A 13,100-nucleotide genomic window follows, 5' to 3' on the forward strand; every position below is an offset into this window, starting at 1 on the left:
CCCCGAGCCTGCCCCACCTCCATGAGCGTCCAGACCTCGCTGCTGCTCCACAGTTTCCGAGGCCGGCTGGCGCTCTGTTTTGGTGGCCTGTCCCTGCTGGTATTGCTGAGCGTTGGGCTCTACTTCGGCCACATGGCCACGCAGCAGCTGGGGCAGGCTGCCCGCGAAAAGGTCCATTCAGCGGCGCAGGCCGCCGCCGACCTGCTCGGCGCGAACCTGCGCGAGCGCGAGCTGGAAATCGCGCTGCTCAGCATGGCGCCGCACTTCACTCGCGGCGACCTGAAGAATCCCGAACTGCTGGAATCGCTGCAGCGACGCAAACTGCTGCGCCGTGAGTTCGCCTGGCTGGGCGTCGCGGATGTCGAGGGCCAGGTGCTGCAGGCCAGCGATGGTTTGCTGGCGGGCGTTTCCGTGGCCCAGCGCCCCTGGTTCATGGCGGCCATGAAAGGCGTCTACGTCGGGGACCTGCACGAAGCCAAGCTGCTGGCCAAGTTGCTGCCGCAGCAGGCCGACGGCGAGCCGCCGCGCTTCATCGATTTCGCTGCGCCCATCCGCGACCGACAGGGCCGCCTGGTCGGCGTTGTCGGCGCCCATGCGCACTGGAACTGGGTGACCGAGACGGTGCAGTCCACGCTGGCGCAACGGCAGATGGGGGGCGAGGCCGAAATCCTGATCGTCGACAAGAGCGGCAACGTGCTCTATCCGCGCGCGCTGGCGGGCAATGCCCAGTTGCCCAAGGGCGTGCCTGAAGGCGCGGCCTCCAGCGTCGCGCGCTGGAACGATGGCATCGAATACCTGTCCAGCGAGGTGCCGGTGAGCGCAGGCACAAGCAGCGACCTGGGCTGGCGCATCGTCGTTCGGCAGTCCATCGATCTCGCCCTCGCGCCCGCGCACGAGTTGCGCCGTCAGTTGCTGGCCCTGGGACTGGCGGCCGCCCTGCTCGCCACCCTGGTCGCGATCTGGCTGGCGCGATCGATCAGCCGGCCCATCGAGCAACTCGCTACCGCCGCGCGGCGGGTCCAGCAGCGCAGCGATGCGCCACGCTACCCCGCTGCGGGCGGCCTGCAGGAGATCGACCAATTGAGCGAGGCCATGCGCTCGATGACCGACTCGCTGCTCAGCCACGAGCGCGAGCTGGAAGCCTTGAACCAGACGCTGGAACAGCAGGTGCAGCAGCGCACCGAGGCGCTGGCGGCCGCCAATGCGGAGCTGGAGCGCTTGGCCACCCGCGATGCGCTGACCGGCCTGGCCAACCGCCGCAGCTTCGACGAGCGCCTGCTGGCCTGCTTCCAGACCGCCCGGCGAACCGGACGCGGCTTTGCGCTGCTGCTGCTGGATGCCGACCATTTCAAGCGCGTCAACGACCAGCATGGCCATACCGTGGGCGACCAGGTGTTGCAGCAGTTGGGCCAGCTGCTGAAGGCCAGCATCCGCTCCATCGACCTGGCGGCCCGCTACGGTGGCGAGGAATTCGCCGTGCTCTTGCCCGAGACCGCTGGCCTAGACGAAGCGGCGGCCGTGGCCGACAAGATCCGCGCCGCCGTGGCGCTGGCCGATTTCCCGGCAGTGGGCCGGATGACGATCAGCGTGGGCGTGGCCAGTTGGCATGCCGCCGACACCGATCCGCTGCGCCTGGTGCAGCGGGCCGATAAGGGCCTCTACGCTGCCAAGGGTGCCGGCCGCAATCAGGTGATGGTTGAGAAAGCTACGACCTGAGCAACTGCGCCAGGCGCTGCAGCGCCGCCTCGTCCAGCCGCCCCGCTTCGCGCGCCAGTGCCAACTGGCGGTGCGAGAACTCGCGATAGAACGAGCCGTGGGCACCGCCCAGACCGTCGAGCGCCTGCAGATGGGCCGCCACCACGCCGGCGTCGCCACGCGAGATCGGCCCCGCCTGGGCGCCGGCCAGGCCGCGCCTCTCGGCAGCTTCCAGCGTGGCGCGCGCCAGCGGCAGCAGCGCCTGGAGGCTCTGCTCGGGCGTGAAGCCGAGGGCCTGCGCCCAGATCTGCCCCGCCTCGTCCAGCATTGACAGCAGGAAGCTCGCCGCATAGCTGGCGGCGCCGTGATAGGCGGCGCGCTGGCCGGGCTGCAGGGCCAGCGGCCTCATGCCGAGGCGCAAGGCCAGGTCCTGCAGCCCGAGGCGCAGCGCTTCGCCGTCGGCCTCGATGCCCACGCTGCCACCCGGCAATCGCTGCAGGGCCAGCGAAGGATCGGAAAAGATCTGCAGCGGATGGAAGCCGCCGATGCTGGCGCCCGCAGTCTGGGCTGAGGCCAGCGCCGTCAGTTCGGTCGCGCCGCTGCAATGGACCACGGCCTGGCCGGCGCGCCAGCTCAATTGGCCACATTGCGAAGCGATGGCATCGTCGGGCACGCACAGGAACACGAGGTCCGCCGCCGCGGCCGCCCGTTCGGGCTGCAACGCCACGCAGGCCTTCAGCTCGGCAGCCAGCGCCTCGGCCACCTCGGCTCGCCGATTGGCCACGGCCACCACATCCAGGCCGGCGGCATCGAAGGCCCGCGCCAGCGTGGCTCCCAAACGGCCGCAGCCGATGATGGCGATGCGGCCGGGGTCCATGGCTGCGAGGCTCAGAACGCGGCGATGCCGGTTTGCGCGCGACCGAGGATCAGCGCATGGATGTCATGCGTGCCCTCGTAGGTGTTGACCACCTCCAGGTTGACCAGGTGGCGGGCAATGCCGAACTCGTCGGAGATGCCGTTGCCGCCCAGCATGTCGCGAGCCGCGCGGGCGATCTCCAGGCTCTTGCCGCAGCTGTTGCGCTTCATGATGGAGGTGATCTCGACGGCGGCCGTGCCCTCGTCCTTCATGCGGCCCAGGCGCAGGCAGCCCTGCAGGCCGAGGGTGATCTCGGTCTGCATGTCGGCCAGCTTCTTCTGCACCAGCTGGTTGGCGGCCAGGGGCTTGCCGAACTGCTTGCGGTCCAGCACGTACTGGCGGGCCTTGTGCCAGCAGTCCTCGGCCGCGCCGAGGGCACCCCAGGCAATGCCGTAGCGGGCGCTGTTCAGGCAGGTGAAGGGGCCCTTCAGACCACGCACTTCGGGGAAGGCGTTCTCCTCCGGGCAGAAGACCTCGTCCATCACGATCTCGCCGGTGATGGAGGCACGCAGGCCCACCTTGCCGTGGATGGCCGGTGCGGTGAGGCCCTTGAAACCCTTCTCCAGCACGAAGCCACGGATGGCGCCCTCGTCATCCTTGGCCCAGACCACGAACACGTCGGCCACCGGGCTGTTGGTGATCCACATCTTGGCGCCGGTGAGGCTGTAGCCGCCGGCCACCTTGCGGGCCCGCGTGACCATGGAGCCGGGGTCCGAGCCATGGTTGGGTTCGGTCAGGCCGAAGCAGCCAATCCATTCGCCGTTGGCAAGCCGGGGCAGGTACTTCTGCTTGGTCGCTTCGCTGCCGAACTCGAAGATCGGCACCATCACCAGCGAGCTCTGCACGCTCATCATCGAGCGGTAGCCCGAATCGACGCGCTCCACCTCGCGGGCCACCAGGCCGTAGCTCACGTAGTTGAGGCCGGGGCCGCCGTACTCGGCCGGGATGGTGGGGCCCAAGAGGCCCAAGGCGCCCATCTCGCGGAAGATCTCGAGGTCGGTGCGCTCATGGCGAAAAGCCTCCAGCACGCGCGGCGCCAGGCGTTCCTGGCAGTAGGCGGCGGCCGCATCGCGCACCATGCGCTCGTCGTCGCTGAGCTGCTCGTTCAGCAGCAGCGGGTCGTCCCAGTGGAAGCTTGCCTTGGTCTTGGTGCTCATGTCTCGTCCTGTGAGTGTCTACGGCTGGCAGCAATTTTCTGCAGCCTGATGTTCGGCGAGTATTCCGCGTGCGACGATTCGTGTCCAATACGATTCAGCCATTTGATGATAGGTAGAAAGTATGGCGACCTTGTCGGCGAGCACCGTCATGGCACGCGTGGAGTTGCGCCACCTGCGCTACTTCCTGGCGCTGGCTGAGGAGCTCCATTTCGGGCGCGCGGCGCAGCGACTGGCCATGTCCCAACCCCCGCTTTCCGTCGCCCTGCAGCAACTGGAATCGGCGGTGGGCGCGCGCTTGCTGGACCGCGACAGCAAGCGCGTTCGCCTCACGCCTGCTGGCCAGAGCTTCCGGGCCAGCGCACAAGCCTTGCTGGGACGTTTCGAGGATGCCTGCGCCCAGGCCCGCGAGGTCGAGGCCGGCGAAATCGGTCGCCTGCGCCTCGGCTTTGTCGGCTCCACCCTGTTCCATGGCCTGCCGGACTGGCTGCGCAACTTCCAGGTCGCCTACCCCAGGGTGGAGGTCGTCGTGATCGAGCTGAATTCGCAGGATCAGATTCAAGCCTTGCTGCAGGAGGAGCTCGACCTGGCACTGCTGCACACGGACCGCCTGCCGCCGGCCCTGGACGGCACGCCGCTCTATGACGAACCCTTCCTCGCCTGCCTGCCGGAGTCGCACGCGGCCGCGTGCCGGCGCCGCGTGCCGCTGACCAGCCTCAGCGACCAGCCCTTCATCCTGTTCTCGCGCCGAGGCTCACCCGACTACCACGCACGCATCATCGAGATGTGCCGCCAGCAAGGCTTCTACCCCCGCCTGCAGCATGAGGGGCGGCATTGGCTGTCGGTGGTCTCGCTGGTGGCACAGGGCCTGGGGGTGTCCATCGTTCCGGCGGCATTCAAGGATGCCGGCATTCAGGGCGCCGTGTTCAAGCCCCTGGCTGAGGCCATGGAGCCAAGCCGCGTGTTTGCAGCCTGGCGACGTGATTCAAGCGCCTCGTTGAGGGAGGCATTCCTGGGTTCGCGGAGTGACGCCCCGAAGCCCCCTCTCTTGGACTCAAGACGTTGAGCCTGTCTTGCGCTTGTGGCGCTGCATCCGGACCGCGATTCGATCGCGCCGCATTTCGAAGGGAGGCAACTCCACAGATCGCATTAGGCAATCACCGCCGTGACCTCGATCTCAACCTTGGCGCGGTCTTCGATCAGGCCAGCCACCTGCACCGCCGTCATGGCGATGCCGTATTCGCGGCCCAGCACCTCGCGGTAGACCTGGCCAACCTCGCGGCCGCGCGCCACGTACTCGCGCTTGTCGAGCAAATACCAGGTCATGCGGGTGATGTGCTCCGCATTGGCGCCGGCTTCTGCCAGCAGCGCCTTGATGTTCAACAAGGCCTGGCGAACCTGGGCCACGAAATCGTCGCTTTCGAACTGGCACTGGCCGTTCCAGCCGATCTGGCCGGCCACGAAGATCTGGCGTCCCGTGGCGGCCACGGCATTGGCATAGCCGCGCGGTGCCAGCCAGTCGGCCGGCTGAAGAATCTGCTTGTTGCTTGTCGTCATGGGGTTACTCCTTGCGCTTGCTCCAGAGCCGCGCGCAGGTCAGCAGGAAATTCCTGGGATTGGTGGGTGGCCAGCGAGGTGCAGACCAGCACCTGCTCGAAGGCCACGCGCAGGCCGTCCGGGCCTGCGAATTCGATGTGCAGCGCCAGAGAGCTGCGGCCCAGCCGCTTGATCGCGATGTGCTGCACCAGCTCGTCGCCCATGCGGCTGATGCGCTGGAACTCGGTCTTGAGGCTCACCGTCGGCAGGCCCACACGGCGCGGGCCCAGCAGCTCAGCGTAGGAGATGCCGAGGCCTTGCGTGATCCAGTCCTCGACCAGGGCGTTGAGCATCTCGTAGTAGCGCGGGTAGAAGACGATGCCGGCCGGGTCGCAATGGCCGAAGCGCACGCGCTCGCGTCGTTCGTAGATGAAGTTCATTTCAGACACCCAGGTAGCGCTGCCAGAGGCCGTGGTCGGCGGACAGCGCTTCGGTCTCACCGGACCAGGCCACCTGGCCGCGCTCGAGGATGGTGTGGCTGTCAGCGAGCAGGCACAGGCGCTTCACGTACTTGTCGACCACGAGGATGGTCTGGCCGGCCTCGCGCAATTGCTGCAGGCAGCGCCAGATCTCTTCGCGCACCAGCGGCGCCAGGCCTTCGGTGGCCTCGTCGAGTATCAGCAAGCGCGGATTCGTCATCAGCGCGCGGGCAATGGCCAGCATCTGCTGCTCGCCGCCCGAGAGCTCGTTGCCCATGTTGGAGGCCCGCTCCTTCAGGCGCGGGAACAGTGCATGGATGCGTGCCAGCGTCCAGGGGGCCTGGGACTCGCAGCGGTTGGCGGCAAAGGCCAGCAATTGCTCCTGCACGCTGAGGTTGGGAAAGATCTGCCGCCCTTCCGGCACCACCGCGAGCCCCAGGCGCGCGATGCGGTCGGCACTCCAGCCGGTGATGTCATGGCCGGCGAAGCGGATCCTGCCGCCGCTGGGTGCGAGCCAGCCGATCAGGCAGCGCAGAAGCGTGCTCTTGCCCATGCCGTTGCGGCCGAGCAAGGTGGCGACCTGGCCGGCCTCGATCTTCAGATCCACACCGAACAAGACCTGGCTGTCACCGTAGGCGGCCTGCAGGCCGGTCACTTCCAGCAAGGCACTCATGCATCCACCTCTTCGCCGAGGTAGGCCTTGCGCACCTCGGGATGCTCGCGGATGTAGGCCGGGCTGCCGGTAGCGATCACGCGACCGGCCACCAGGGTGGAGATGCGGTCGGCCAGGCGGAACACGGCATCCATGTCGTGCTCGACCAGCAGCAGCGTCACCTGACCTTTCAGGCGCTGCAACAGCTCCACCATCTGAAGCCCCTCCTCGGGGCCCATGCCGGCCATAGGTTCATCCAGCAGCAAGAGGCGCGGCTTGGTTGCCAGGGCCAGAGCCAATTCCAGCTGGCGCTGCTCACCATGGGCCAGGGCACCGGCCACCGCCGACGCCTGGGCCGATAGGCCGACCTGAGCCAGCAGGTGCCCGGCCTCGTGGCGCAAGGCCTCATCGCGTTCCACCACGCCAAACCAGCGTGGCGGCCGGCGCGCCTGCAGCGCAAGGCGCAGGTTGTCCAGCACGGTGAGCTTCCTGAATATGCTGGTGATCTGGTAGGAGCGCGCCAGGCCGGCGGCCACATGGGCGGCCATGTCGGCGCGGGTCAGGTCTTGCCCTGCGAACAGCACCTGGCCCTGATCGGGTTGCAGCGCGCCGCTCAGTTGGTGGATCAAGGTCGTCTTGCCTGCGCCGTTAGGGCCTATCACCGCATGGACCTCGCCCTCGCGCACCTCGAAGCTTGCCGAGTCGGTCGCCAGCAAGGCACCGAAGCGCTTGACCAGGCCTTGCACCTGCAGCAACGGCTCAGCCATGGCGGCGCCCCTTCCACAGACCGGCAATCCCACGCGGCGCGAACAACACGACGGCCAGCAGCAGCACACCGAGGCCCATCTGCCAGTGGATGGTGTGGGTGGACAGCAGCTCTTCCATCAGCAGCAGCACGGCCGCGCCGAGCGCCCCGCCCCACAGCGCGCCAACGCCGCCGATGATGACCATCACCATCAGCTGCCCCGACTGCGACCAGTGCAGCATCTGCGGCGTCACGAGGCCACTCAAGTTGGCCAGCAAGGCGCCCGCCAGCCCCGCCAGCGCCCCGGCCAGCACGAAGGCCTGCCACTGCACACGGCGCACCGGCGCGCCCAGCGCGTGCATGCGGGTCTCGTTCTCTCGGGCGCCCTGCAAGAGCCAGCCGAAGGGGCTGTTCAGCAGCCGCTGCAAGCCGGCCAGTACGCAAGCGGAAAGCACGAGCGCAACCCAGTACATCTGGGCGTCATCCTTCAGGTCCAAGGAGAGGCCCAGCTGCGAGCGCTGCGGCAGCGGCAGGCCGTCGTCTCCGCCATAGGCCTTCAGCGACACCATCAGGTAGAAGAACATCTGGGCAAAGGCCAGCGTGATCATGATGAAGTAGACGCCGCGCGTGCGCAGGCTGACCCAGCCGATCAGGGCGGCGGCAAGACCCGCTACGGCGCTGGCCGCCGGCCAGGCGACCCAGGCTGAAACAACGCCTGCGTCAGCCAGGATGCCCACGGTATAGGCCCCAAGCCCTACGAAAGCCGCATGGCCGAAGCTGACCAGGCCGCCAAAGCCGAGGATGAGATTGAGGCTGGACGCGGCGATGGCAAAGACCAGCACCCGCGTGGCCACCACCACGTAGAACTCGAGGCCGAAAGCCGCCAGCACCGGCGGCAGCGCAGCCAGCGCCGCCAGCACCAGCCAATTCCAATGACCGAGGCCTCGGTGATGAAGAGAAGTCGCCATGCTCATCCGCTGCGCGCCGGAAAAAGGCCTTGCGGTTTCCAGAACAGGACCGCAGCCATCACCACATAGATCAGGATGGACGCCAGCGCCGGCCCCACGTTGGATGCCACCTCGGGGCTCGCCAGCAAGCGCAAGACCGCAGGCAGCAGCGTGCGGCTGGCCGTGTCCACGAGGCCCACGAGCAGCGAGCCGACCAGGGCACCGCGTATCGAGCCAATGCCGCCGATCACGATCACCACGAAGGCGAGGATCAGGATGCTCTCGCCCATGCCCACCTGCACGGCCAGCAGCGGCCCGAGCAGCGAGCCGGCCAGCGCGCACAGCGCCGCGCCGAGGCCGAACACCAGGGTGAAGAGCCGGCGCGTGTTGACGCCCATCGCCATGGCCATGGGCCGGTTCGATGCCCCGGCCCGCACCCACTTGCCGATGCGCGTGCGCGTCACGCCCAGCCACAGCAGCAGCGCCACGAGCAGGCCCACGCCGATGATCAGCAGCCGGTAGCTCGGGTACATCAGGCCCGGCAGCAATTCCACTGGCCCCGACAAAGCGGCGGGCGTGTTCAGCATCAGCGGCTGTTCGCCCCAGACCATGCGCACGCCCTCGTTCAGGATCAGGATCAGGGCAAAGGTGGCCAGCACCTGCGAGAGATGGTCACGCTCGTAAAGCCGGCGCAAGAGCGTCCATTCGAGCGCCATCCCAAGTACCGCCGTGCCCGCCATCGCCGCCAGCACGGCCAGCAGAAAGCTGCCGCTTGCCGCCATCACGGCCGCCGCCAGGTAGGCGCCGACCATGTAGAGCGAGCCATGGGCCAAGTTGATCATGTCCATGATGCCGAACACCAGCGTCAGCCCGGCCGCCAGCAGGAACAGCATCAGGCCGAACTGCAGGCCGTTCAGCACCTGCTCGGTGACGAGGATCCAGTCCAATCAGCCCGTCCGCTTCATTTCATCTTGCACGAGGCCGCGTAGGCATCGGCATGCTGGCTGAAGATCTTGTAGAGCGTCCGGTTCGTGACCTTGCCCGCCGTGCTCTTGGTGATCACGCGCAGGTAGTAGTCCTGGATCGGGTACTGGTTGTGGTTGAAGCGGAAGTCGCCGCGCACCGAGGCGAAGTGCGCCGCCTTCAGCGCCTTCAGGAGCGCCGGCTTGTCCTCGACCTTGCCCTTGACGTCCTTCACCGCGCCGTCCATCAAGCGTGCCGCGTCATAGCCCTGGCTGGCGTACAACGAAGGCAGGCGGCCGTACTCGGCCAGGAAGTCGGCGACGAACTTCTTGTTGGCCGCGTTCTCCAGGTCATGGGCCCAGTGCGAGCTGTTGAACATGCCCAGCATCGGGTCGCCCACGGCGCGGATCACGTCCTCATCGGCCGAAAAGCCGGGGCCGAACAGCGTGATGTCCTTGGACAGGCCGGCGCCGACGAACTGCTTGATGAAGTTGATGCCCATGCCGCCGGGCAGGAAGATGTACATCGCATCGGGCTTGGCGGCGCGTGCCTGGGCCAGCTCGGCGGCGTAGTCCAACTGGCCGAGCTTGGTGTAGATCTCGTCCGCAATGACCGCGTTCGGCCCCTTGTAGAAGCGCTTGAAGCCGGTGATCGCGTCCTTGCCGGCCGGGTAGTTGGGCGCCAGCACCACGACCTTCTTGTAGCCCTTCTCCAGCACCGTCTTGCCCACGGCCTCGTGCAGGTTGTCGTTCTGCCAGGCCACGTTGAAGAAGTAGGGGTTGCACTGCTCGCCCGCGTACTGCGAAGGGCCGGCATTGGCGCTGATGTAGGGCACCTTGGCATCGAAGACCGAGGGCCCCACGGCCAGCATCACATTGGAGAACACGATGCCGGTCATCAGGTCGACCTTGTCGCGCTTGAGCAGGCGCTCGGCGGTCTGCTTGGCGACCTCGGGGTTCTGCTGGTCGTCGGCCGTCACCAGCTCGATGGGCACGCCGCCCAGCTTGCCGCCGCTGTGCTTGACGCCGAGCAGGAAGCCGTCGCGGATGTCCACGCCCAGGCCGGCGCCGGCGCCCGAGAGCGTGGTCAAGAGGCCGACCTTGACCTTGTCGGCCGCCAGGGCCGGGGTGGAGGCCAGCAGCGCCAGCGCGGCGCCGAGCAGGGTCTTCTTGTACATCGTGGCAGTCTCCTTGTGGATCAGCTGGATTGCTTCAGGCGGAACCGCTGCAGCTTGCCGGTCTCGGTGCGTGGCAGGGTCGCGCGGAACTCTATCGCACGGGGGTACTTGTAGGGCGCAATCGTGGCCTTGACGAAATCCTGCAGCGTCTTGACCAGGGCCGCATCGCCGACCTGGCCTTCGCGCAGCACGACGAAGGCCTTGACGATCTGGCCGCGTTCCTCATCCGGCACGCCGACCACGCCGCATTCGGCCACGGCCGGATGGGCGAGCAAGGCGCTCTCCACCTCGGGCCCGGCGATGTTGTAGCCGCCCGAGATGATCATGTCGTCTGTGCGGGCCTGGTAGACGAAGTAGCCGGCCTCATCCTGCAGGTAGGCATCGCCGGTCAGGTTCCAGCCGTTCAGCACATAGCCGAGCTGGCGGTCGTCGGCGAGGTAACGGCAGCCGGTCGGGCCCTTGACGGCGAGTCGCCCCACCTGGCCCGCAGGCAAGACCTGGCCCTCGTCGCCGAGCACGCAGGCGCGGTAGCCGGGCACGGCACGACCGGTGGCGCCAGGCTTGGCGCCGGCCTCGTCGTGTGAGATGAAGATGTGCAAGAGCTCGGTCGCGCCGATGCCATCGATCAGCTCGATGCCGGTGGCCTGCTTCCACAGTGCATGGGTCGCGGCCGGCAAGGCCTCGCCGGCGCTGACGCATTTGCGCAGGCTCTTCAAGTCGAAGTTGCCGACCTGCGGTGCCATCGCGCGGTACGAGGTCGGCGCGGTGAAGCAGACGGTGGCGCGGTGCTGCGCGATGGCGGCCAGCAGCGCATCGGGCGAGGCCTTCTCCAGCAGCACGGTGGAAGCACCCACGCTCATCGGAAACAGCAAGAGACCACCGAGGCCGAAGGTGAAGGCCAGCGGCGGGCTGCCGATGAACACATCGCTCGCTTCGGCGCGCAGGCAATGCGGCGGCCAGCAGCGGCAGATCGCGATCACGTCGCGATGGAAATGCATCGTGCCCTTGGGCTGGCCGGTCGTGCCCGAGGTGAAGGCAATCAAGGCCACGTCGTCGGCCGCCGTGTCCACGTTCTTGAACTGCGCAGGCTTGGCAGCAGCCCGCGCCTCCAGGCCCTCAGGCGCTGTGCTGCGGAACAGCAGCGTTTGCTTCAACACAGGGCACTGCGCCTGCGCGGCCTGCAACTCCTCAGCCAGGGCCGCGTCGCAGAGCGCATGGCTGACCTCGGCCTTCTGGAGGACCTGGCCCAACTCCTTGGCGCGCAAGAGCGGCATCGTGGCCACAGCAATCGCACCCGCCTTCATCACGGCAAACCAGCAGGCCGCGAGCTGCGGCGTGTTGGCGCCGCGCAAGAGCACGCGGTTGCCGGGCACGACGCCCAGGTCCTCGACCAGCACATGAGCAATGCGATTGGCCTCGGCCTGCAGTTGCTCGTAGGTCCACTCGACGCCGCCGCCGCGCAGGCAAGGCTGCTTGCCATGGCCTAGCTCCGGCCACCGGTCCAGCAACTCGGTCGCGCAATTCAGCCGCGCGGGGAACTGCAGCTCGGGCAGGTCGAAGACCAGCTCCGGCCACTGCTCGGCCGGCGGCAGGTGGTCGCGGGCGAAGGTATCGATGTGCGCGCTCATTTCAGAAGCTCTCTCCCGATGATCAGTTGCTGCACCTCGCTCGCGCCCTCGTAGATGCGCAGCGGCCGGATCTCGCGGTACAGCGACTCCAGCACCTCGCCCATGCGCACGCCGCGCCCGCCGAACAGTTGCAGGGCCGAGTCGATCACCGACTGCGCGCTCTCGGTCGCCACCAGCTTGGCCATGGCGGCTTCCTTGGTGATGGGCTTGCCCTGGTCGCGCAGCCAGGCGGCGCGGTAGACCAGCAAGGCGGCGCTGTCGATCTTGCAGGCCATGTCGGCCAGCTTGGCCTGGGCCAGCGGCAGGTCGGCCAAATGGGCGCCGAACATGGGTCTTGTCTTGGCTTGATCGAGGCCCTCCTGCAGCGCGCGGCGGCCAAAGCCCAGGGCGGCGGCGGCCACCGAGGTACGGAACACGTCGAGCGTGCGCATCGCAATCTTGAAGCCCTCGCCGGCCGCACCGATGCGCTGCGACTTCGGCACGCGGCAGCCCCGGAAATGCAGCGTCGCGAGCGGATGCGGCGCCATCACCTCGATGCGCTCGGCGATCTCCAGGCCAGGCGTGTCCGCGTCGACGATGAAAGCCGAGATACCACGCGAGCCCGGCTGCTCACCGGTGCGGGCGAACACCACATAGAAGTCGGCAATGCCGCCGTTGGAAATCCAGGTCTTGTCGCCGTCCAGCACATAGCTGTCGCCATCGTCGAAGGCCTCGCAACGCAGCGCGGCCACGTCCGACCCGGCATGCGGCTCCGACAAGGCGAAGGCGGCCAGCGCCTCGCCGCGTGCCACGCGCGGCAGGTAGCGCTGGCGCTGCTCCGGCGTGCCGGCCAGCGAGATTGCGCCGGAGCCCAGGCCCTGCATCGCGAAGGCGAAGTCGGCGAGGCCGTCGTAGCGCGCCAGCGTCTCGCGCAGCAGGCAGATGGCGCGGGTATCGATCACCTCGGCCGAGCCGCCGAGCGCGGTGCCAGCAATGGCATGCTTCAGCCAGCCGCCTTCGCCCAAGGCCTTGACCAGGCCCTTGCAGGCGGCGTCGATGTCGCTGTGGTCGACGTGAGCCAGGTGCGGAACACACCAGGCATCGAGCGCTGACGCGAGCTCTCGATGCTTGTCGTCGAAGAACGGCCAATCGAGATGTTCCACCTCAGGGGACGCCCGGCCGCCCGTAGTCCCCAGAGCGCCCCCTCGGGGGGCAATGAGCGAAGCGAG

The 13,100-nt window shown here is 67.8% G+C and carries 13 protein-coding genes; 2 read left to right on the forward strand and 11 right to left on the reverse strand.

The window, feature by feature from the left end; genetic code table 11:
• The first annotated feature begins 21 nt into the window (after positions 1 to 21).
• Entirely contained in the window at positions 22 to 1,716 is a 1,695-nt protein-coding gene (locus J7U46_RS11465) for a GGDEF domain-containing protein (protein ID WP_282825873.1), read from the forward strand.
• Here J7U46_RS11465 and J7U46_RS11470 read toward each other — a convergent pair.
• Together J7U46_RS11470 and J7U46_RS11475 are read right to left on the reverse strand one after the other, a co-directional pair.
• Positions 1,706 to 2,572, reverse strand: coding sequence for a DUF2520 domain-containing protein (locus tag J7U46_RS11470; protein WP_282825875.1), 867 nt, complete (start codon positions 2,570 to 2,572; stop codon positions 1,706 to 1,708). The genes J7U46_RS11465 and J7U46_RS11470 overlap by 11 nt on opposite strands.
• Before the next feature lie 11 nt (positions 2,573 to 2,583).
• On the reverse strand, positions 2,584 to 3,768 hold the full coding sequence (locus J7U46_RS11475) for an acyl-CoA dehydrogenase (RefSeq protein ID WP_282825876.1): 1,185 nt from the start codon (positions 3,766 to 3,768) through the stop codon (positions 2,584 to 2,586).
• 121 nt (positions 3,769 to 3,889) lie between these two features.
• On the opposite strand from J7U46_RS11475, the gene J7U46_RS11480 reads away from it, so the two are divergent.
• Complete coding sequence (locus J7U46_RS11480) at positions 3,890 to 4,831, forward strand: LysR family transcriptional regulator (RefSeq protein WP_349239489.1); 942 nt, start codon at positions 3,890 to 3,892, stop codon at positions 4,829 to 4,831.
• Between the two features lie 83 nt (positions 4,832 to 4,914).
• Here J7U46_RS11480 and J7U46_RS11485 read toward each other — a convergent pair whose 3' ends face one another.
• The 9 genes from J7U46_RS11485 to J7U46_RS11525 are packed head-to-tail and all read right to left on the reverse strand — an operon-like array spanning position 4,915 to position 13,034.
• Entirely contained in the window at positions 4,915 to 5,322 is a 408-nt protein-coding gene (locus tag J7U46_RS11485; protein WP_282825878.1) for a RidA family protein, read from the reverse strand.
• Entirely contained in the window at positions 5,319 to 5,741 is a 423-nt protein-coding gene (locus tag J7U46_RS11490) for a thioesterase family protein (RefSeq protein ID WP_282825880.1), read from the reverse strand. The genes J7U46_RS11485 and J7U46_RS11490 overlap by 4 nt, the downstream gene beginning before the upstream one ends.
• Before the next feature lies 1 nt (position 5,742).
• The gene (locus tag J7U46_RS11495; RefSeq protein WP_282825882.1) at positions 5,743 to 6,453 is read right to left on the reverse strand and encodes an ABC transporter ATP-binding protein; all 711 of its coding nucleotides are present in this window, start codon (positions 6,451 to 6,453) and stop codon (positions 5,743 to 5,745) included.
• Positions 6,450 to 7,199, reverse strand: coding sequence for an ABC transporter ATP-binding protein (locus J7U46_RS11500; RefSeq protein WP_282825884.1), 750 nt, complete (start codon positions 7,197 to 7,199; stop codon positions 6,450 to 6,452). The genes J7U46_RS11495 and J7U46_RS11500 overlap by 4 nt, the downstream gene beginning before the upstream one ends.
• Positions 7,192 to 8,145 carry a branched-chain amino acid ABC transporter permease gene (locus tag J7U46_RS11505; protein ID WP_282825886.1) on the reverse strand — a complete coding sequence of 318 codons (954 nt, stop codon included), beginning with the start codon at positions 8,143 to 8,145 and terminating at the stop codon, positions 7,192 to 7,194. The genes J7U46_RS11500 and J7U46_RS11505 overlap by 8 nt, the downstream gene beginning before the upstream one ends.
• A 2-nt stretch (positions 8,146 to 8,147) precedes the next feature.
• Entirely contained in the window at positions 8,148 to 9,071 is a 924-nt protein-coding gene (locus J7U46_RS11510) for a branched-chain amino acid ABC transporter permease (protein ID WP_282825888.1), read from the reverse strand.
• Between the two features lie 14 nt (positions 9,072 to 9,085).
• Positions 9,086 to 10,264, reverse strand: a complete 1,179-nt coding sequence (locus tag J7U46_RS11515; RefSeq protein WP_282825890.1) for an ABC transporter substrate-binding protein — start codon at positions 10,262 to 10,264, stop codon at positions 9,086 to 9,088.
• A gap of 20 nt (positions 10,265 to 10,284) precedes the next feature.
• Positions 10,285 to 11,892, reverse strand: coding sequence for an AMP-binding protein (locus J7U46_RS11520; RefSeq protein WP_282825892.1), 1,608 nt, complete (start codon positions 11,890 to 11,892; stop codon positions 10,285 to 10,287).
• On the reverse strand, positions 11,889 to 13,034 hold the full coding sequence (locus J7U46_RS11525; protein WP_282825893.1) for an acyl-CoA dehydrogenase family protein: 1,146 nt from the start codon (positions 13,032 to 13,034) through the stop codon (positions 11,889 to 11,891). Before J7U46_RS11525 ends, J7U46_RS11520 begins: the two co-directional genes overlap by 4 nt.
• Positions 13,035 to 13,100 lie beyond the last annotated feature (66 nt).

The organism is Pelomonas sp. V22 (assembly GCF_030014915.1).
Lineage (GTDB): Bacteria > Pseudomonadota > Gammaproteobacteria > Burkholderiales > Burkholderiaceae_C > JAUASW01.